Here is a 19,982-nt window from a genome sequence, read left to right as displayed (position 1 = left end):
CGCCGTCCTTCAGCTCAGCAGAGTGCTAAACTGTTCAGCAACTCAAACTCTAATGAAGTTTTCTCTAGAAATTTTTCAATTGCTTGCATAAACTCATTTACTGCTTTTGCCCATTCATCTTGGCCTTGCTTGAATTCGTTAAGGAAGATACTCAATGCGTCCACTGGTTGCTAACTACTACCTGACCTATCGCTGTAATGCTCGCTGCCACTTTTGCGATATTTGGGCACTGGAGCCGGGCAAAGAAGCAGATTTTAGTACCATTCAAACCAATCTACGGGATTTGAAACGCTTGGGCGTAAAGTATATCGATTTTACGGGGGGAGAACCGCTGCTGCGTGCCGATGCTCCAGCTATCTACCGTGAAGCCAAGCGTCTCGGCTTTATGACCAGCATGACCACAAATACCATTCTCTATCCCCGTCGCGCCAAGGAAATTCAGGGCTTGGTAGATTTTTTGAATTTTTCCCTCGATGGCCCTGATGCCGCCACCCACGATCAGTCACGGGGGGTGAAAATTTTTGACACACTGGTGGAATCCGTCAAAATCGCCCTTGAGCTTGGGGAATATCCCGTGCTGAACCACACGGTTACAGCCCAGAACTATGAACGCATTGGCGAAGTGGCCGAATTTGCCCAGAGCCTAGGGGTACGGGTTTGGTTAAACCCTGCGTTTACTGCCCATGAATACTACAACGACAAAAAGAACCCTACTCCCGAAATTGCTGATCGCATTGAACAAACAGCGAAGAAGTATAACAATGTTGGTTACAATAAGGCAGCATTAGCGCTCATTCGTGCGGGAGGCAACAATACTCAACATCCCCGTTGCAAGGCGGTGGATGCAGTGATTGCCATTTCCCCGAATGATGAGTTGCTGCTACCGTGCTACCACTTTGCGCAGAAGGGAGTCCCCATCAATGGTCGCCTGTACGAGCTGTACAAGTCCTCTGAGGTGGTAGAGGAGTATCGTCGCTCCCAAGGCCGACTCTCTGTCTGCGAAGGCTGCACTGTGTGGTGTTATCTCATTCCCAGCTTCTTTAAGGGAGTGGATAAGTACTGGTTTCTCAATCAGGTGACCTATGCCGGAGAATTCCTGGCCCGAAAACAGTTTCTACAACGAAGCCGATCCCCTCGACGAACTCCTGTCGGAGTGGGTTGACGCCCCAGAGAGTCCTCCATTACAACCGCGTTCTGAGGGTCGCCGTCGTAAGGCTTTCTTAGTCCTCTCTCTCATCTGGGGGGGGACGATCGCCATTCACCTCATTCTGGGTGGCATTTGGTTGATCTACGCCTTAACGCTCTTGATGAGTTTGCAAACACTGCGCTATTGGCGCGCCAAACCGCAAACACTACCTACATCAGAAGCTACAGCAAGTGTGCAGCCCATGGTGTCCTTGGTGGTGGCGGCGAAAAATGAGGAAGCGGTGATTGGTCGCCTAGTGAAAAACCTCTGTCGCTTGGATTATCCCCACTACGAGGTGTGGATTATTGATGACAACAGTAGCGATCGCACCCCCGATATTTTGAACGAACTACAAAAGCAGTATCCCCACCTGAAGGTGCTACGGCGACTGCCAGGGGCGGGCGGGGGTAAATCCGGTGCCCTCAATCAAGTCCTGCCGCTGACGCGGGGGGAGATTATTGGTGTTTTTGATGCCGATGCCACGGTACCCCAAGATTTACTGCAACAGGTGGTCAACCGCTTTCAGGTGGCTAATGTCGGCGCGGTGCAAGTGCGCAAAGCGATCAGTAATGCTGACATCAATGTGCTGACCCAAGGCCAAGCCGCAGAGATGATCCTCGATGCCTACTATCAACAGCAGCGAGTGGCCTGTGGGGGTATGGGGGAACTCCGTGGCAATGGCCAATTTGTGCGGCGGCAAGCCCTAGAGCGCTGTGGTGGCTGGAATGAAGAAACCATTACTGACGATCTCGATCTCAGTCTGAAACTGCACCTCCATGGCTGGGAGATTGACGTGCTAATGAATCCAGCGGTACAGGAGGAGGGGGTGACCACTTTGGTGGCTCTCTGGCACCAACGCAATCGCTGGGGAGAGGGGGGCTATCAAAGCTACCTGGACTACTGGCAGCCCTTGCTGCGCAATCGTCTTGGCTGGCAAAAAAGTTGGGATGTCCTCTGCTGGTTTTTGATTAAGTATGTGATTCCCACGGCAACGATTCCAGACTTGCTGATGGCGGTGCTGCGCCACCGCAGTCCCCTGTTGGTGCCCTTAACAACGCTGAGCTTTACGATTTCAATGGTGGGGATGCTGCGAGGGATTCCTCAAACTCAATCGCTGGGCATTTGGCAGCTGTTTTGGCAGAGTTTGCGGGGCACTCTATACATGCTCCATTGGTTACCAGTGGTGAGTACCACCACCTTGCGCATGGCTGTACGAGCGAAGCGTCTGCGGTGGGTGAAAACAGTGCATCATGGTACTGGTACTTAAACTTACTTCAACTAAAGACCGGCGGCAAAAAGATTCCAGTGGAGACAACCTTGAGATAGTCTAGGGGCAGAGTGTTGACTGCTTCTGCCATGTCTCGCAATAGTAACCTGCTGCCCTTGCTGGTGTCTCTTGTCCTCACCTGTGGCCTCCTTGGGGTGGGAGCGGTGCTGGTCATTCGCTTACTGGGCAATCAAAATCCCCTTGAGCAAGTGACTGGAGAGTTAGGTGCTCCCACGTCGCCGGGGCAGAGTACCCCAGAGATGTCAGGTGCCAATTTCAGTGATGTCAGTAATGTTCCCAGTGGGATGTTTCAGTACGGTGGCAGTACGACCTGGGCGCCAATTCGCCGCGATGTCGATCCCCTGATTCAAGCGGCTTGGCCAAATTTTCGGCTGCGCTACACGGATCCACCCACGGGCACTCCCGGATCGGGCAGTGGTATTCGCATGTTACTGAACAATCAACTGGCGTTTTCCCAGTCTTCGCGCCCCCTGAATGCACAAGAGCGGCAGCAAGCGCAGAGTCAAGGGGTAAAACTTGTCGAATTGCCGGTGGCGATCGATGGCATCGCGATCGCTGTCAATCCCAACCTCCAGATTCCCGGTCTCACTGTGCAACAAGTGGTTGATATTTACACAGGCAAAGTGAGCAACTGGAGCCAAGTGGGCGGTCCGAATCTGGCCATTACCCCCTTTTCACGGCGGCTGGAAGATGGTGGAACGGTAGAGTTTTTCGTCCAAGATGTCTTGGGGAACCAGCCATTCAGTCCCAAGGTGGTGATGGTACGGGATACCACGGATGCGCTGCGGCGGGTGGGGACGACCCCCGGCGGGATTTACTATGCCTCGGCACCGGAAATTGTTGGTCAGTGCAGTGTGCGACCCTTGCCCTTGGGGCGGCAGCCCAATCAGTACGTGCCTCCCTATCAGGAACCCTATGTGGATCCGGCTCAATGTCCACAGCGGCGGAATACGCTGAACTATCGTGCCTTTCAGGATGGCAGTTACCCCATTACCCGTCGTCTGTTTGTGATTGCCAAGGACGACAATAGCCCTGATGCCCAAGCCGGTCGTGCCTACGCCGCTCTTTTGTTGACGGATCAGGGTCAAGCCGCGATTGAAAAAGCCGGGTATGTCCGCTTGCGCTAGGGGGGTGTGATGTTTGATAAACCATTGAATCGAACCTATGAGCGGATCATGGTGGCGATCGCCAGCGTCAATTTCCTGTTGGTGCTCTTTGATCTCACCTATATTCCCCTACGGGATTTCTGGCTTTTGGGAAAAGTCCGCATTCCCCTGATTCAGCGGGTGATTTATCTGCCCCAGCCTTTGCCGATTACCCCTCTTTATGACCCCATCAAAGGCATCGAGCCCCACCGCGCAACTCAACAGTACATCAACACGGTCAACCAACTCCGCCAAACCATTACCACTGAAGGGGTGGATGCCCCAGCGACGCAAGCACTCCTAGCTCAGTTGCGCGAGCAGAGTAAAACCATGGTGGACACTAACCCCTTTGCCCTTGCCAATAAAACTGGCACCCTTGAGCGGATCAAGAACCTGATGCGGTTGCGGGTCTTTGGCAGTCGGGATGCGTCGTCGAAACAATCCTTTGAGCGCTTTTGGAGTGCCGAGTACATCAATGAGCGGGACTGGCAGACCAACCTTGCTTGGTTTGAGGAGCAAATTATCCCCTTGATGGCCACGAACTACTGGCGCGGCTACGGTGAGGACAGCAACTTTATTGACCACTTTGATGCCATTGATATTCCCTTTAATCTCCTCTTCTTTGTGGAATTCTTGGGGCGGACGTTTTGGCTGAGTCGGCAATATCGCGGTGCCCGCTGGCGGGATGCCATGTTCTGGCGCTGGTACGATGTGCTCTTGTTTTTTCCTTTTTGGTGGTTGGCACCGACGTGGGCATGGCTGCGGATTATCCCGGTCGCGATTCGCCTCGATCAAGCGGGGATTATCTGCCTCGATAGCCTTGAACGGCAGGCCTCTCAGGGCTTGGTGGCGGCGATCGCCACCGATATTTCGGAAGTGGTTGTCCTACAAGTGCTGACACAACTGCAAAAAGCCATCCGTCGCGGCCAATTTAGTCGCTGGCTACCAAGTGTCTCTAGCGTCCAAGGAAGTAAGACTCTCAATGACATTGATGAACTGGGGGAACTGGCAGCTTTGGTTGTGCAGGTAGTCATTTACCGCGTGATCCCCCAACTGCGACCAGAAGTGGAAAGCTTAGTGGCCTACAGCGTGGATCAAGTCCTACGGCAAGCGCCCCCTTATCGGCGGTTATTGGAGATTCCATCCCTTGAGGCCTTACCCCTCCACTGGCGTCAGTCCCTTGCAAAGGAGATTAGCGATCGCCTCTTTCTGCTGTTGGAGCAAGCGAGCAAAAACCAAGGCAATTCATCCCGCGAAGGGGCATTACTCGTCAGTCAACTGGCGCAAAAATTTGGTCAAACCCTGACCGCTGAACTCCAAGAGGAAGAGGTGGGCAAGGCCATTCAAGACCTACTGGTGGTGTGGTTAGAGGAACTGAAAATTAACTTTGTGCGCCAGACCCACATCGAAGGTATTGAAACCGTTCTCGATGAAACCCGTGCGCTTCAGGAACGTCTGGAGCAGAGCATGCCGAAACCTTAGACTATTCCAAGGGCTGGAGCAGCCACAGAGCCGTGTAGGTGGTGTCACTAGGAGTAGGTTGGATAAGCAGAAAGTGCAAGCCTTGAGTTTCTTGCAGGCGATCGCGAAACATTTCTCCGGCTTTGGCAACCTCGGCATTCTCAAACGTCAAAAAGACCCAGCGATCGCGCAAGCCACTGTGCAACACCACGCCACAGGGCTGCCCTGGTAGAAACTCTAGGCGATAGGGCACTTGCTCTTGGAACCAACGGGCGAGCTTTAATGACTTGCGGCCTCCATGGACAATAATGCCCGGAATCAGGGTCTCTGCGGTCAAGCCTAGGGACTCCGGCAGCATCGACATTTCAAAGGCAAGAATTCGCAAAGGGTACTGCATCAGTTGCTGTAAATCCGAGGGCGTAATCGCTGCAAACTGCCAAGAGTCGCCCCAAATATCATCGGGCAGGGGCAGGGGGGGTGGCTGCTCAATGGCCAATGGATCGTAGGCTTCACCGGTGTAGGTTTTCAGGCTTTCATATTCCTGAGCGCGTTGACGCAGGTAGTGCTTTAAGGCGGGGGTGCGGCGGGTAGCCTCTAGAGGGATGCTGAGTTCTTGGCAGGCCGCTTCGACAATGCCTAAACTCTGGGGGCGAAAAACCTGCACTCGCTCCGGCAAGGGTTGACCGCAACTTTTGAGTTCTGTCGCAACCCATGTACTGCTCACTAGAGGTTCCGGACAAAAAGCCGTGTAGTAAAAATTCTCTTCTGGGGAACAAATCACCAGTTCCCAAAGATCAAGACCAGTGGGGGTACGCAATGGTCGTCGGTAAAGGTCAACTTGCCAACAGGACATGGACGGAATGGATGAGCAAAAAGAGGTGACAGCCCTTTTCAGAAGCACCACGCGCGATCGCCCAGTTTGGCCAAATAAATACTAAAACGAATCGCTGGGCTGAGGCATCAATCTGAACCAAGGCTGTATTTTGCTATTGTGCCTCTTTTTTTTCTGATTCGTTAGCCTGTTTTCATCTGCATTTCTTGACCATACCTAGGCCACAACTTTGCCACGAAAGACAAGGTAATTATAGAGGTTATAAGCCAGCATAATTGGAATTAAAAAGGCAACAAAAATCAGCATAAAGACTTGGGCACTGGGAGAGGCAGAGGCTTCGTAAATGGTGACGCTAGGGGGAATGATGTTGGGAAAAATCACAAAGCCCAAGCCAATGAAGGACATAAGAAACAGTAAAAACGTCCAGACTAAGGGCATGGCTTCTTCGCGCTTTTGTAAACTACGCAGCAACAGGAAAACAAGTAACACCCCGATCAGGGGAATCGCCGCAAAAATGTAGAACAGCGGTGGCTGAAACAGTTGGGCACGCAAGTGCTCATGGAAGATCGGTGCGGTAATCGTGATTAAAACGGCACCAATAAACGTCGTCCAAGCTGCAATGGTCGCGGTGCGATAGTGGGTTTGCTGTAACTCACCGGTGGTTTTGTAAATCAGGTACGTTGAGCCAATCAGCACATACCCCTGAATCAGCGTTAGCGCCACTAACACCGAGTGCCATGTCAACCAATCCCACATTCCTCCAGCAAAGTGACCTGCTGCATCTACTTTGATCCCCTCAAAGACAGTGCCCACAGCAAACCCCTGACCGAGAGCCGCCAAGAAACTGCCAATGCCAAAGGCAAGGTTCCATACCCGTTTATTGTTGGCATTCTCACGAAACTCAAAGGAGACGGCTCGCAGAATGAGTCCAACCACCATAATGACGGCGGGTAGATAAAGGGCATTGAGGATCGTGGCATAGGCCAAGGGAAAGGCACCAAACAGCGATCCGCCCATCAGCACCAGCCATGTTTCATTGGCATCCCAAACATTACCAAGGCTAGTCATGAGGATATTGCGGCGACGTTCATCACTGCTGGTGAGGGAGAGAATGCCAATGCCAAGGTCAAAGCCATCCAAGAGAATGTAGAGAAATAGGAACAAACCAAGGATAAAAAACCATACCTGAGGCAAAAAGTGCTCCAAGGGCGCAAGGGGATTCGGTTCCATGGTGTACTCCTTTATTGCTGAGTCTCTAGGGGGCGGCGATCGGGTTGGTGTTCTGCCAGTTTGATGCGGATCTCCAGTTCTTCGGCGTTGTGCAGCCCCGGCACCGGCAAAGTAACGTTGGGGCCTTTTTGGATGATGCGACTGCCAAAGAAGAGGGCGGCAAAGAAGAAAATCGTGTACAGGGCAACCAGGCCACTGAGGGAAAAAAGCACCACTTGGGGGGGGAGATTGGAAGCCGCCTCAGCCGTCCGCAACTGGCCATAGACAATCCACGGTTGACGCCCGACACAGCGGACAATCCAGCCCGCTTCGACCGCAAGGTACCCCAAAGGCCCCGCAAAGATCCAGCCCCACCAGAGCCACTGGTAGTTGCGCAGGCGATCACCCTCGAGACCCGTGCGCCACCAGACAAACACGGTGACGATCGCTAGAGCAGCGAGGTAGAGACCAATGGCCACCATCAGGCGAAAGGAATAGTAAATCAAGCCAATCAAATGGGGGCGATCGCTGGGTGCCCATTCCTTCAAGCCCAAGATGGGTGTGTCTAACTGCGGTTTCAACTCCAGTAGGTAGCTCAGCAGGCCGGGAATTTTCACTTCCAAGGTATTTGCTTGGGCGACCTCATTGGGTAGGGCGATCACACTCCAGTCCGCAGGAGTACCCGCTGGCACCGTTTCCCAGAGAGCTTCCATAGCAGCTAATTTGGCGGGTTGGTAGTGATAGACCTGCTCAGCACTCAGGTGGCCAGCAAAAACCTGTAGGGGAGCAATCACCAAAGCCATCACCAACGCCACCTTCAGGGATTTGGTAAAGAAATTGGGCAGGCGGTTTTGCAGCAAATACCACGCGCTAATGCCGCCAATGACAAACAGCGAGGTTTCTAGAGTAGCAAAGAACATGTGGAAAAAGCTCTTGACCATGAAGGGATTGGCAATGGCTTGGAAGTAGTCTTGGATGCGGAACTTGCCCTCAACGAAGACACCCCCCGCAGGGGTTTGGAGCCATGAGTTAGCCGAGAGAATCCAAAATGTGGAGAGATTCGCGCCAAAGGCCACACAAATGGTGGAAATCCAGTGCATCACTGGCGGTACCCGTTGCCAGCCAAAAATCATAATGCCCAAGAAGCTGGCTTCCAGCATGAAGGCCATTGTGCCCTCAAACCCCAAGACGGTGCCGAAGAAGTCACCCACAGATTCTGAAAAGGGTGCCCAGTTCATGCCAAATTGAAAGGCCATCGGTAACCCCGAAGCCACACCAATTCCGAAGTTAAGGATGTACAGCTTTGACCAAAAACGCGCATGGTGATAGTACGCTAGGTTTTTGGTTTTTAGCCACAGTCCCTCAATAACAACTAGATAGATACTCATCCCCGTGGTTAAAACGGGCCAAAGCATATGAAAAATGGCCGTGAGCGCAAATTGCCAACGGGAGAGAACAACGGTATCGAGGCTATCCAGTGTCATAACACCACCCTAGGGGCTGATCTGCCTTACTTTTAGCAACCCCTTTTGAGCTTCGACAAGGAGAATGGCTAACCGCTGCAAAAATTTCAGCTTTGCTTAAGAGTCTGGCGTTGTCATGGGCATTGAGCAGCTACACACGAGGTGGCGATCGCCATAGGCGTTGTCAATGCGGGCTACCGCTGGCCAGAATTTGTACTCCCGCAGCCAAGGGGCGGGGTAGGCAGCGACTTCCCGCGAATAGGGGTACGGCCAAGGGTCGGTGGCGAGCATCAGTGCTGGATGGGGGGCATTTTTCAGGGGGTTTTGCTGGCGATCGCTCACGCCGGCCTCGATCTCAGCAATTTCGGCACGAATGGCAATCATCGCCTCACAGAAGCGATCCAATTCCGCCTTGGTTTCACTTTCGGTGGGTTCAATCATCAGTGTTCCCGGCACCGGCCAAGAGACGGTGGGGGCATGGAAGCCATAGTCCATCAGCCGTTTGGCAACATCTTCCACTTCGATCCCCGCGGATTTTTTCAGGGGACGGAGATCGAGAATGCACTCGTGGGCCACCAAACCATGGGCACCTTTGTACAGGACGGGATAGTAGGGTTCAAGGCGTTTGGCAATGTAGTTGGCATTGAGGATAGCGATCGCGGTGGCGCGCGTCAAGCCCACTCCCCCCATGAGGGTGATGTACATCCACGAAATCGGCAAAATACTGGCACTGCCCCAAGGGGCGGCGGTCACAGGGCCAATTTCTAATCCTTGGGGAGTCACTTGCGTTGTTGGCAAGAAGGGGGCTAAATGCGCCTTGACCCCGATGGGCCCTACCCCCGGCCCACCCCCACCATGGGGAATACAAAAGGTTTTGTGGAGGTTGAGATGGCAAACATCGGCACCAAAGTCCCCCGGACGGCATAGCCCCACTTGGGCATTCATATTGGCACCATCCATATAGACTTGACCGCCGTAACGATGGATGATCTCACAGATGTGGCGAATTCCCGTTTCAAAAACCCCATGGGTCGAGGGATAGGTGATCATCAACGCCGCTAGGCGATCGCCATAGGTTGCCGCCTTGGCCGCCAGATCCGCCCCATCAATGTTGCCTTGGGCATCGCAATTGATGGCCACCACTTGCATCCCGGCCATCACGGCACTGGCGGGATTAGTGCCATGGGCGGAGGTGGGGATCAAACAGACATTGCGCTGACTTTCGCCACGGCTATGGTGGTACTGGCGAATCACTAGGAGTCCCGCATATTCCCCTTGGGAACCGGCATTGGGTTGTAGGGAAATCGCATCGAAGCCGGTAATTTCTGCCAACATCGCTGACAGGTCTGCAAACAGTTGCCGATAGCCTTGGGCTTGCTCAGCGGGCGCAAAGGGATGCAGTTGATTAAATTCTGGCCAACTGATGGACAGCATTTCAGCTGTGGCATTCAGCTTCATCGTGCAGGAGCCAAGGGGAATCATCGAGGTGGTGAGGGAGAGATCCTTGGCCTGAAGGCGGTGAATGTAGCGCAGCAGAGCATGTTCGCTGTGGTACTCCTGAAAGACCGGGTGTTGCAGGTAAGCAGATTGGCGTTTCAGGGTTGGCGGCAGGCGATCGCCCGCGTCAACTTCCGCAGGACTTGCGCCAAAAAGCGCCAGTAAATCCGCCACATCTTGCTCAGTGGTGGTCTCATCAAGGCTAATGCCGACACTGCCATCGTCAAAGTAGCGCAGGTTGATTTGGGCTGCTGTTGCTCGCTCTTTGAGCACGTTGATGGGTAGATTCCCCAAGGCAATGCGCAGGGTGTCAAAAAATTTCCGATGGTAGAGTCGGTAGCCCGCTGCTTCTAGTCCCTTTGCCAGTGTCACTGTCCGCCGATGAATACGCTCAGCCATTTGCCGCAAGCCAGTGGGGCCATGATAGACCGCGTACATACTGGCCACAACCGCCAGCAGGACTTGGGCAGTGCAGATGTTACTGGTGGCCTTTTCGCGACGGATGTGCTGCTCACGGGTTTGCAGGGCAAGGCGCAAGGCTTTTTGACCCAGAGCATCGTGGGAAACCCCCACCAGTCGCCCTGGCAACTGTCGCTTAAAGTCTTCACGGGTGGCAAAGAAGGCGGCATGGGGGCCACCATACCCTAGGGGCACCCCAAAGCGTTGGGAACTACCGACGGCAATATCCGCGCCCAATTCCCCCGGCGGCGTCAACAGCGTCAGCGCCAGCAGATCCGTGGCCACCGTCACCAAGAGTCCCCGTTCATGGGCAGCAGCAATCAGGGCTGCGGGCGATCGCACCGCGCCATCGGTAGCGGGATATTGCAAGAGCAGGCCAAAGGCCTTTTCCCAAGGTAATTCGCTGGCGATCGGGTCAATGGGCACAATCTCAATGCCAAGGGGTAGGGCACGGGTGCGCAGCACCGCAAGGGTTTGGGGATGACAATCTTGGGCCACCAAGAACCGATTCGCTCCTTTTTGGCGGCAGGCATTGAAGCTCAATGTCATGGCTTCAGCAGCAGCGGTCGCCTCATCGAGGAGGGAGGCATTGGCAATCGGCAGCCCCGTCAGGTCACTCACAAGGGTTTGAAAGTTGAGCAGGGCTTCGAGGCGCCCTTGGGCAATTTCTGCTTGGTAGGGGGTGTACTGGGTGTACCAACCGGGGTTTTCAAGGATGTTGCGCTGAATCACCGCAGGTGTGATGCAGTTGTAATAGCCCATGCCAATGTAGCTGCGCCAAACTTGGTTTTGCTGGGCAAGGGTGCGTAATTTTTTTAGGGCTGCCGTTTCACTGAGACCCTCACCAAGGGCGAGGGGACGCTGCAAGCGAATTTCTGGGGGAATAACCGCATTGATCAGCTCCTTGAGGCTGCCATACCCCAACAGGGTCAACATTGAGGGTAGATCAGACGGCGTAATGCCAATGTGCCGCGCGACAAACTCCGCATCAGTTTCTAAGTTGATCTCCAGTTGGGGCAGTGAACTTACCATCGCTATCGCACTCGTGTTGCAAATTGTTCATATATCTTAATCGTTTGGGCAGGGTTTGCGGGCATGGAGAACCTGTAAACTGTGTCCTAGGTGGTAGGTCTGCCGCTCGACAGTGAAGCCCTGTAGCTGTAGTTGCTCAGCTAAGTCCGTTTGCAGCAGTTGCCAAGCGGTTTCCGTTTCAAAGAGCCAGAAAAAGAGGGCAATCCCCGGCCACAAAAGGGGCACTTGGGGACGATGAAAATCAATCAGGGCAAACCAACCACCGGGCTTCAGAACCCGCCACACTTCCGCCAAGATGGCACGCAGTTGCGCCGCAGTCATTTCGTGGAGCGCCATGCTGGTATGCACCAGGTCAAAGGTGGCATCGGCAAAGGGCATCTTCTCGGCAAAGGCTTCCACATAGGTGGCTTGGGGTACCCGCTGCCGCGCACGGGCGATCGCCCACGGTGAAGCATCTAAACCAGTGACGTGATCAAAGGCCGCAGTTAAGGCTTGAGTCACAACGCCATGGGCACAGCAGAGATCCAAAACCACGGCACTGCGGGGTAAGTCCAAATCTTGCCAAGCTAGGCGATGCAGGCGATCGCTCCCCCCTACAGGAATTGCCGCGAGCGCACTAATCGTGTCGTAAAGCCATGGATATTGATAGCTCCAAGTGCGTAAAATCGTTGCCACAGTGCTTGATCAAGCCTTGAATTTTAGAGAATTTGAACTGATTGAGTGTCAGTGTACCGTCTTTTGCAGAAGGATTCAGCAGGAAAGGGCTGTTATAGTCTTAGTGGTATAGAGAGTCCGTCATGGTAACGGTGTCGGGAGTGAGCATGGGTCAACAATCCATCTGCCAAGGAAGCAGTCTGCTGCTAGGGAGTCTTGCGGGTGTCTTGATCACAATGGCGGGGGGGGCGATCGCTCAACCCACTGCTACCGCTACGGATCTGCTGCCCCTCAATCCCAACCCCGATCCCCTCTATCTCCCAAGTCGTCCCGATCAAGTAAAAATTGATTTGGATCGCCCCATTACCCTCAACGAAGCGATTGAACTGGCTCGCCGCAATAACCGCCAACTGCAAATCCTCGAGGCACAACTGCAACAAAGTCGTGCGGTGCTGCGCCAAGCGGAAGCGGCTCTGTATCCCAGCATCTCCTTGCAAATGGGGATTAGTCGCACGGATTCAGCCGCGATTCGTCTGCAAAATGCCCAACTTCCCCCCCCTTTGCGTGTCAATCCCACCAGCAACACGTGGACCAGCACAGTGCAACTAGGCTACAACATTTTCACCTCTGGCCAACGGGATGGCAGCATCAAAGCCGCACAGGAACAGGTGCGCAATGCCGAACTGGATCTACAGCGGGAATTTGAACAACTGCGTCAGGATGTCACCAATGCCTACTACAACATTCAACAGGCAGAGGCTCTGGTGCGCATTGGCGAAGCAGCGGTACAAAACTCCCAAATCAGCTTGCGGGATGCGATCGCCCGCGAACGCGCTGGCTTAGGCACGCAATTTGATGTCCTCACAGCACAGGTGCAACTGGCCAACAACCAACAACAACTGGTGCAAGCCCAAAGCCAACTGCAAACGGCTCAACGCCAACTGGCACAGGTGCTTAGTCTCAATGACAAGGCCAATGTGCGGGCGGCTGACCCCATTCGAGTGGTTGGGGAATGGAAACTCTCCCTTGAGGAGAGCATTGCCCTTGCCTTTCGTAACCGCGTGGAACTGGAACAGCAACTGACACAACGGAATGCAGCACTCCAGCAACGACGGGTTGCCTTGGGAAACCTTGGCCCGCAATTGGTCGCCGGCGGCAGTTTTAACACCTTGGATAGCCTTACAGATTCGGCAGGCCCCCGTTGGGGTTATACCGTGGGTGGCCAAATGAACCTAACCCTCTTTGATGGGGGGGTCTCCCGTGCCAGTGCCGCGCAGCAGGAAAGTGCGGCAGCAATCGCTGAAGCCCAGTATGCGGCCTTTCGCAACTTGATTCGCTTCCAAGTGGAGCAGGCCTACTACACGCTCAAATCCAGTCAGGAAAATATCCGCACCAATGAAGTGGCGGTGCGCCAAGCCACAGAGGGACTCCGCCTTGCCCGTCTGCGCTTCCAAGCAGGGATTGGCACCCAAGCGGAGGTGAGTAATGCAGAAACAGCATTGATTCAAGCCCAGAGCAATCTACTGAGTTCAACCATTGACTACAACCGGGCGATCGCTGCCCTGCAACGCTTTGTCAGTGGCTTACCCTTGACGGCAACGCCTTGATGTTTGGTTTTTTGAATCTCAATAAACCCCCCGGCTGCACCTCCCATGACTGCATTAACGAACTGCGGCGGCGGCTGCGGCTCAAACGCATAGGTCACGGTGGCACATTGGATCCGATGGCTACAGGGGTACTGCCGATCGCCCTTGGTGCAGCGACGCGACTTCTGCCCTATTTGAGCGATCGCAAGGCCTACATTGGCACTGTGCGCTTCGGGATCACCACGACTACGGATGATATTACGGGTAACATTTGCCAAGAACAAGCTGCAAGTCACCTCACCCTCGAGGCCATTGAGGAACAGCTTCGGAAATTTATTGGCAAGATTGAGCAATATCCCCCAGCCTATAGTGCTATTCAAGTGGATGGCCAGCGGCTCTATACCCTTGCCCGTGCGGGTGAAGTAGTGAGCGTTCCGCCGCGGATCGTGGAGGTGTACAGTATTGATGTCTTGAATTGGCAAGCGGGGCGCTACCCAGAATTGACCCTGCGCATTACCTGTGGTGGTGGCACCTATATTCGCGCCCTTGCCCGTGATTTAGGAGCAGCCCTAGGGGTTGGGGGAACGCTGGCAGCCCTGCAACGGATTGAAAGTGGCGGCCTGAGGATTGCGGAGAGCCATTCCCTAGAAAGCATTTCGCCAGAGCATTTGCCCCTGCTCTCTCCCCAAGCAGTTCTGCGTCATCTACGGTGGCTAGAGCTAAATGAGGCACAACTGAAGGACTGGTACCATGGCCGTGCCGTTCTTTTTGAGGGCTTGCCTGCGGCGGAGACTCTGGTTGGCGTTACCTTTGGCGATACTTGTGTGGGCGTTGGCATCAGTGGGGGCGATCGCCTGCATCCCAAGGTGGTGCTCAAGGAGTAGCCGTGCCTTCCTAGAGATTTTTCTAGTGCTAGCTTAGGAAAAAGAAGCATCAGCAGGTAGAGATCATGGGGGTTCGTTGGCTGTACCGTCTCATTTGTTTTTTGGTTATCTTCGTGGGGGTTTGGGGCATTTTCCCCACCGACTCGGCGATCGCCCTGACGGAGGAACAGAAACTCTTTAATGAGGCATGGCGGATTGTCAACCAAGCCTATGTGGATCCCTCCTTCAATGGCCAAAACTGGTGGCTGGTGCGCGAAAAGGCGCTAAAGCGTCCCCTGCCCAATCGCGAGGCTACCTACGAGGCCATTCAAACCATGCTGGCAAGCCTTGAGGATCCCTTTACACGGCTGCTGCGACCCGCCCAATTTCGTAGCCTGCAAACGACCACGGCTGGGGAATTAACGGGTGTCGGCTTGCAAATTAGCACTGACCCTGAAACCGGTGTCCTCGAAGTGATTGCTCCCATTGATGGCTCGCCCGCTGCCCAAGCAGGTATTCAACCGAGGGATCGCATTCTTGCCATTGATGGCGTTTCTACGGCTAAGCTGAGTCTTGATGAAGCAGCCGAAAGAATGCGGGGGGCGGCGGGTTCCGCGGTTCATCTTTTGCTGCAACGGGGTAATGAAGCGCCTCAAGAATTGATCCTGCAACGGGGGCACATTGAGATTAACCCCGTGGTTGCTGAAGTTCGCCACGTGCAGGGACACACCATTGGCTATATTCGCCTCGGCCAGTTTAGTGCCATGGCGCCCACGGAAATGCGCAAAGCCATTCAGAGGCTAGAAGAGCAGGGGGCGGAGGAGTACATCCTCGATCTGCGCAATAATCCAGGGGGACTGTTGCAGGCGGGCGTGGAAATTGCCCAACTGTGGTTAGACTCCGGCGTGATTGTCTATACCGTCGATCGCCAAGGGATTGTGGATAGCCTCAACGCCAGTGGCTCTGCCCTCACCCACGATCCGCTAGTCGTGCTCGTGAATGGTGGAACGGCCAGTGCCAGTGAGATTTTGGCCGGTGCCCTTCAAGATCATGGCCGTGCCCGACTCGTGGGCGATCGCACCTTTGGTAAAGGCTCAATTCAGTCTCTCTTTAACCTCAGTGATGGCTCTGGCCTTGCGGTTACCATTGCCCACTACGAAACCCCCAACCATCACAATATCAACAAAGTGGGGATTGAGCCAGATCGGCGAGTTCTGGATGCACCAGAGAGTCTGATGGCCATGGGTACAGCAGCAGATCCCCAATATCTGGCAGCGCTAGAGCTGCTCCACAGTCCTGTGCAAGTGGCCACTAACGCAGCGTGACAAACTCCTCCGCCGTCGAGGGGTGAATGGCCATTGTGGCATCAAAGTCCTTCTTGGTGGCGCCCATTTTCAGGGCGATCGCGATCCCTTGGATAATCTCAGCGGCATTGTCCCCCACCATGTGGGCACCGAGCACCCACTCCGTATTTTTCTCGACCACCAATTTGACAATCACCTTTTCGTTGCGACCCGTGAGGCTGTGGTACATCGGGCGAAAGGCGGCACGGTAGATTTTCACATTGTCTTCTCCCAATTTCGCCTTGGCCTGCGCTTCCGAAAGCCCAACCGAGGCTGCCTCCGGCTGTGAAAACACCGCTGAGGGAATATTCTCATAGCTCAAGGTGCGCGGCAGATTGCCAAACTGGGTATCCGCAAAAGCCCGGCCTTCGGCAATGGCTACGGGGGTGAGGTTCACGCGATTGGTGCAATCGCCGACGGCAAAGATATGTTCTTGGTTGGTGCGGTAGTATTCATCCACAGCAACAGCGACGATTCCTTGGCTATTGGTACTCAAGTGCACCCCGGCCCGATCTAAACCTAGCCCCTGCAAATTGGGCGCGCGCCCCACAGCACACAGCACTGTATCCACCTTGGTTTCATAGGTTTGCCCCTGCTGTTCGTAGCGAATGCGGATATTCCCCTTCTTCGTCAGCTTTAGGCTGGTAATGTGGCACCGGGGACGGACATCAATGCCGTGGCGAATCATGCCCTCGTAAACGCCATCTTGAATGTCCTGATCAAAGCCGCGCAGGGGGCGATCGCCCCGCAAAAAGTGGATGACTTCAGTTCCTAACCCCTGCATGATGCCGGCAAACTCAACACTGATGTAGCCGCCACCGAGAATGACCATGCGCTTTGGCTGCTTGGGCAGCAGAAACATTTCCCGCGACGTAATACTGTGTTCAATGCCCGGCACATTAGGTTTAATTGCTTCCCCCCCCACGGCAATCAAAATTTTCGCTGCTGTCACCTGCCCCTGTACTTGTCCTTGGCGATCCACAAGCTCTAGGGTATGGGGATCCACAAATCGGGCAAAAAAGGGCAACAGCTCTACTCCCGCCTTTTCAAGGTAGCTAATGTGTAGTTGACTGAGGCGATTCACCTCTTGGTTGACTGCTTGAATCAGTCGCTCCCAGTTCAACTTGGCCTCAACCGGGCGCCAGCCATAGCCTACAGCGTCTTCAAAGAGATGGCTAAACTTTGATCCATACACGAGGAGTTTTTTGGGCACACAACCACGAATGACACAGGTACCGCCGACTTTGTCCCCTTCGGCAATGGCCACCTTTGCACCATAGGAGGCCGCCCGTTTAGACGCTGCCAAGCCACCGGAACCGGCACCAATCACAAACAGGTCATAGTCGTAGCTCATCCTCGCTCCCCAAAATCTAGCCTCAGTCTAGCGAATTCCTAATCTGGATAAAAATTACATGAAAGCTTGCCGATAAATGGCCTGTAGGGCTTCGTATTCAGCTGTTTTACCCAGACGGCGTAGCGATCGCAACCGCTGTTCAATGAGCATCCGCGCATCTGTTCGACTAATAGACTCAAACTCCATACCCGCCGGCCGCTGACTGACAACAAAGAACAGCCGTTGGGCATACAGCGTTGTAAAGAGCTGCCGATGCTCATCAAGGGGACATACCCCATAGAGCAAGCCAAAGGTTGGGTGATTGAGATACTGCTCAGCGGTAATAGAGGACTTCATTAGGGAAGAAAACCTACCTCGCAAAAGGATGATGACGAGCCAACACGGCAAGGGGGGTCGTGAGGAGCAAAAACAAGAGAAAACCGCCTACTCTGGCTACAATAAGTAAAACATTTGACTGAAAAGCTGTTCAGATTATACCCAAACCGTTTCTTCTGCTCATCCATGACGCGCTCACTTCCCCCCTTTTGGCCAAGTGTGTTTCACCGCTGTGGTCTGATTTTCTTTGGCACGCTGACCTTTTTTTTCACGCTAGGGGTGGTGGGCTTCAGTGCCACCGTCTTCTTTGCCCTTTTAGGAGTTCTCCTGGCACCTGCAAGTGAAACTAGCCCTTATGAACACGTCAGCGGCAAAGAAACGAGTCGCGATCGCATTCTTAGAATTGACATCACAGGACTGATTCTGGGAAGTCCTCAAAACGAGGAGGATACGTTCTTTGCTCCCCTTGTGGGGGTTACCTACGGCTATGAAGTACAGCAGCAGTTGGCGGAGGCTGCCAAGGACAAAACCATTAAGGCTGTTTTTTTAAACATCAGCACACCGGGGGGCACGATCTTTGGCTCACAGGCGATCGCCGAGGGGACCAAAGCCTACCGTGAAGCCACCCAGAACCCTGTCTATGCCTTTGTTGAGGGTATTTCTGCCTCTGGGGGTGTTTGGGCGATGGTGGCCGCAGATAAGATCTATGCTGACCACGGCAGTATGATTGGCAGTATTGGCATTCTGGGGCCTAGCATCTTCTACTACGATCGCCCCACGAGTCTTGACAATGGTCTCTTTCTAGGGGGTGTCACGGCCAATAGTATAGAAGAGCGCACCCTTAGTGCCGGTCGGGGCAAAGACGTGGGCAATCCCTTCCGTCGTCTCACCCCACAGGAAATTCAGGTCTTTCAAGCGGGTTTAGAGCAGGAGTACACCAAGTTTTTGACATCCTCCACCGTCCTCAAGGACGGGGATTCCCAGTCTGCCAGCACTCGGCTGGCTCCTGATGGGTAGGCAAACAAGCAACCGCCTCCATGGAGGTCTTACACTGCTTAGCGTTTGCCCATTCAGGTCGGCATCGTCCTGCCGCCTCAATATTCTTGCTGGCATTCTCATCTCTATCGTGTTCAGCCCCGCAGTTCAGGCAAACGACAGACCGAATCGAGAGGTCTAACTTACCCCATCGATACCCACAACAAGAGCAGACCTGAGAAGTTGGCTCCCATCGGTTGATAACCCTGACTTCCCGATCTGCAATCATCTTGCCCTTGGCCTCACACATCGTTCTGATTTGTCGCCAGCCCGCTCGACGAATCGCTCTTGCCAGCTGCCGATTCTTCATCATGCCAGAGACATTTAAGTCTTCCAGCACGACCACGCTGTTGTCTCGAACTAAACGAGTTGCCAGCTTTTGGTTGAAGTCCTTGCGTATATGACGCTGTTTGGACTCCATACGAGCAATCGCCATCCGTAACCGTTCACGCCGCTTTGAGCCTTTTACTGCTCTGGCAAGTTTGCGCTTCCCTTTACGGATTTTGCGGTCTAACGCACTGGTGTCGGGCGCTTTCACCTTTTCACCCGTGCTCAATGTGGCGAGCGTTTCCAATCCCAAATCCACGCCGACCCCTTGGTTCTTAGGTTCGATGTGAACAGGTTCAATCTCAACCACAAAGCTGAGAAAATATCGTCCAGCGCAGTCTTTGATGACCGTGACTGAACTGGGTTCAGACGGTAATGGTCTAGACCACTTGGTTTTGACTTCACCAATCTTGGCGAGGTAAACCTTCTTCCCCTTGATTGCAAAACCGCCTCTCGTGAACCGCGCGGACTGCTCGTTGGTTTTCTTCTTGAAGCGAGGGAATCCAACCTGTTTCCCTTTCCGAGACTCAAAGAAGTTCTTCAAGGCGGCTGCTAGGTCTCGGATGGACTGCTGCAAGGGGATGTTGCTGACCTCTGCCAGCCAGTGTCGTTCCTTGGTTTGCTTGGCATGAGTGATACAGAGCTTCTGCAATTCAGTATTGCTAGGCCACTTCTCGCCCTTTGGGATTGATTTGATTAATGCTAATGCATCATTCCAGACGACACGACAACAACCGAACAGCCGAGCAAGTTTGGACTGTTGCCCCGGAGTTGGGTAGATTCTGTACTGGTATCGGACTTTCACGGTGTCTAATAGAAGTGGCCTGTTTCTATTAAAAGCTCATTTGCCGAGTATCTGCTAAAGTTAATGGGTTCTAATCGAGTACATTAGGAATCAAGAAAAGCCGTCCTGTAGACCGTTAGGTCGTGCGT

16 protein-coding genes are annotated in these 19,982 nt (G+C 53.8%); 8 read left to right on the top strand and 8 right to left on the bottom strand.

Annotated elements, in window-relative coordinates:
- The first annotated feature begins 154 nt into the window (after positions 1–154).
- The 4 genes from NBE99_RS04200 to NBE99_RS04185 all read left to right on the top strand — a co-directional run bounded on the left by NBE99_RS04200 (position 155) and on the right by NBE99_RS04185 (position 5,101).
- On the top strand, positions 155–1,162 hold the full coding sequence (locus NBE99_RS04200; RefSeq protein WP_250683243.1) for a radical SAM protein: 1,008 nt from the start codon (positions 155–157) through the stop codon (positions 1,160–1,162).
- On the top strand, positions 1,083–2,453 hold the full coding sequence (locus NBE99_RS04195; protein WP_250683242.1) for a glycosyltransferase family 2 protein: 1,371 nt from the start codon (positions 1,083–1,085) through the stop codon (positions 2,451–2,453). The genes NBE99_RS04200 and NBE99_RS04195 overlap by 80 nt, the downstream gene beginning before the upstream one ends.
- Positions 2,454–2,542: 89 nt before the next feature.
- Positions 2,543–3,601 (top strand): PstS family phosphate ABC transporter substrate-binding protein, encoded by a 1,059-nt coding sequence (locus NBE99_RS04190; RefSeq protein WP_315897311.1) that lies wholly within the window; start codon positions 2,543–2,545, stop codon positions 3,599–3,601.
- Between the two features lie 9 nt (positions 3,602–3,610).
- On the top strand, positions 3,611–5,101 hold the full coding sequence (locus NBE99_RS04185; protein WP_250683240.1) for a hypothetical protein: 1,491 nt from the start codon (positions 3,611–3,613) through the stop codon (positions 5,099–5,101).
- 1 nt (position 5,102) lies between these two features.
- On the opposite strand, the gene NBE99_RS04180 is transcribed toward NBE99_RS04185, so the two are convergent.
- The 5 genes from NBE99_RS04180 to NBE99_RS04160 all read right to left on the bottom strand — a co-directional run bounded on the left by NBE99_RS04180 (position 5,103) and on the right by NBE99_RS04160 (position 12,247).
- The gene (locus NBE99_RS04180; RefSeq protein WP_250683239.1) at positions 5,103–5,933 is read right to left on the bottom strand and encodes a Tab2/Atab2 family RNA-binding protein; all 831 of its coding nucleotides are present in this window, start codon (positions 5,931–5,933) and stop codon (positions 5,103–5,105) included.
- 195 nt (positions 5,934–6,128) lie between these two features.
- Positions 6,129–7,142: a cytochrome d ubiquinol oxidase subunit II gene (gene cydB / locus NBE99_RS04175; protein WP_250683238.1), complete on the bottom strand. Its 1,014-nt coding sequence runs from the start codon at positions 7,140–7,142 to the stop codon at positions 6,129–6,131.
- 11 nt (positions 7,143–7,153) lie between these two features.
- Positions 7,154–8,599 carry a cytochrome ubiquinol oxidase subunit I gene (locus tag NBE99_RS04170; protein WP_315897310.1) on the bottom strand — a complete coding sequence of 482 codons (1,446 nt, stop codon included), beginning with the start codon at positions 8,597–8,599 and terminating at the stop codon, positions 7,154–7,156.
- A gap of 102 nt (positions 8,600–8,701) precedes the next feature.
- On the bottom strand, positions 8,702–11,572 hold the full coding sequence (gene gcvP, locus NBE99_RS04165; protein WP_250683236.1) for an aminomethyl-transferring glycine dehydrogenase: 2,871 nt from the start codon (positions 11,570–11,572) through the stop codon (positions 8,702–8,704).
- 36 nt (positions 11,573–11,608) lie between these two features.
- On the bottom strand, positions 11,609–12,247 hold the full coding sequence (locus tag NBE99_RS04160) for a class I SAM-dependent methyltransferase (protein WP_250683235.1): 639 nt from the start codon (positions 12,245–12,247) through the stop codon (positions 11,609–11,611).
- Positions 12,248–12,369: 122 nt separating this feature from the next.
- Between NBE99_RS04160 and NBE99_RS04155 the strand changes: the two genes are divergently transcribed.
- The 3 genes from NBE99_RS04155 (at position 12,370) to ctpA (ending at position 16,000) form a co-directional block, all read left to right on the top strand.
- Positions 12,370–13,833: a TolC family protein gene (locus NBE99_RS04155; protein ID WP_250683234.1), complete on the top strand. Its 1,464-nt coding sequence runs from the start codon at positions 12,370–12,372 to the stop codon at positions 13,831–13,833.
- Positions 13,833–14,696, top strand: a complete 864-nt coding sequence (gene truB / locus NBE99_RS04150; protein WP_250683233.1) for a tRNA pseudouridine(55) synthase TruB — start codon at positions 13,833–13,835, stop codon at positions 14,694–14,696. The genes NBE99_RS04155 and truB overlap by 1 nt, the downstream gene beginning before the upstream one ends.
- Positions 14,697–14,761: 65 nt before the next feature.
- Positions 14,762–16,000 carry a carboxyl-terminal processing protease CtpA gene (gene ctpA / locus NBE99_RS04145; RefSeq protein ID WP_250683232.1) on the top strand — a complete coding sequence of 413 codons (1,239 nt, stop codon included), beginning with the start codon at positions 14,762–14,764 and terminating at the stop codon, positions 15,998–16,000.
- Here ctpA and gor read toward each other — a convergent pair.
- Together gor and pipX are read right to left on the bottom strand one after the other, a co-directional pair.
- A complete protein-coding gene (gor, locus tag NBE99_RS04140) occupies positions 15,987–17,372 on the bottom strand; it encodes a glutathione-disulfide reductase (RefSeq protein WP_250683231.1) in 1,386 nt (461 codons plus the stop codon). The two genes, ctpA and gor, sit on opposite strands and share 14 nt — an antisense overlap.
- 54 nt (positions 17,373–17,426) lie before the next feature.
- Entirely contained in the window at positions 17,427–17,708 is a 282-nt protein-coding gene (pipX, locus tag NBE99_RS04135; RefSeq protein ID WP_250683230.1) for a transcriptional coactivator PipX, read from the bottom strand.
- Positions 17,709–17,873: 165 nt separating this feature from the next.
- Between pipX and NBE99_RS04130 the strand changes: the two genes are divergently transcribed.
- Positions 17,874–18,704, top strand: a complete 831-nt coding sequence (locus tag NBE99_RS04130) for a S49 family peptidase (protein WP_250683229.1) — start codon at positions 17,874–17,876, stop codon at positions 18,702–18,704.
- On the opposite strand, the gene NBE99_RS04125 is transcribed toward NBE99_RS04130, so the two are convergent.
- The gene (locus tag NBE99_RS04125; protein WP_250683228.1) at positions 18,652–19,854 is read right to left on the bottom strand and encodes a transposase; all 1,203 of its coding nucleotides are present in this window, start codon (positions 19,852–19,854) and stop codon (positions 18,652–18,654) included. The genes NBE99_RS04130 and NBE99_RS04125 overlap by 53 nt on opposite strands.
- Positions 19,855–19,982: the final 128 nt, after the last annotated feature.

Source organism: Thermosynechococcus sp. HN-54 (assembly GCF_023650955.1).
Taxonomy (GTDB): domain Bacteria; phylum Cyanobacteriota; class Cyanobacteriia; order Thermosynechococcales; family Thermosynechococcaceae; genus Thermosynechococcus.
This window is presented reverse-complemented; position numbering and strand designations above follow the sequence as displayed.

Excerpts from the sequence above, each read along its gene's own strand:
- NBE99_RS04155 (WP_250683234.1), top strand. The coding sequence starts at position 12,370 with ATGGTAACGGTGTCGGGAGTGAGCATGGGTCAACAATCCATCTGCCAA.
- NBE99_RS04185 (WP_250683240.1), top strand. The coding sequence starts at position 3,611 with ATGTTTGATAAACCATTGAATCGAACCTATGAGCGGATCATGGTGGCG.
- cydB (WP_250683238.1), bottom strand. The coding sequence starts at position 7,142 with ATGGAACCGAATCCCCTTGCGCCCTTGGAGCACTTTTTGCCTCAGGTA.
- NBE99_RS04180 (WP_250683239.1), bottom strand. The coding sequence starts at position 5,933 with ATGTCCTGTTGGCAAGTTGACCTTTACCGACGACCATTGCGTACCCCC.
- pipX (WP_250683230.1), bottom strand. The coding sequence starts at position 17,708 with ATGAAGTCCTCTATTACCGCTGAGCAGTATCTCAATCACCCAACCTTT.
- NBE99_RS04130 (WP_250683229.1), top strand. The coding sequence starts at position 17,874 with ATGACGCGCTCACTTCCCCCCTTTTGGCCAAGTGTGTTTCACCGCTGT.
- truB (WP_250683233.1), top strand. The coding sequence starts at position 13,833 with ATGTTTGGTTTTTTGAATCTCAATAAACCCCCCGGCTGCACCTCCCAT.
- gor (WP_250683231.1), bottom strand. The coding sequence starts at position 17,372 with ATGAGCTACGACTATGACCTGTTTGTGATTGGTGCCGGTTCCGGTGGC.
- ctpA (WP_250683232.1), top strand. The coding sequence starts at position 14,762 with ATGGGGGTTCGTTGGCTGTACCGTCTCATTTGTTTTTTGGTTATCTTC.
- NBE99_RS04190 (WP_315897311.1), top strand. The coding sequence starts at position 2,543 with ATGTCTCGCAATAGTAACCTGCTGCCCTTGCTGGTGTCTCTTGTCCTC.
- gcvP (WP_250683236.1), bottom strand. The coding sequence starts at position 11,572 with ATGGTAAGTTCACTGCCCCAACTGGAGATCAACTTAGAAACTGATGCG.
- NBE99_RS04195 (WP_250683242.1), top strand. The coding sequence starts at position 1,083 with ATGCCGGAGAATTCCTGGCCCGAAAACAGTTTCTACAACGAAGCCGAT.
- NBE99_RS04200 (WP_250683243.1), top strand. The coding sequence starts at position 155 with ATGCGTCCACTGGTTGCTAACTACTACCTGACCTATCGCTGTAATGCT.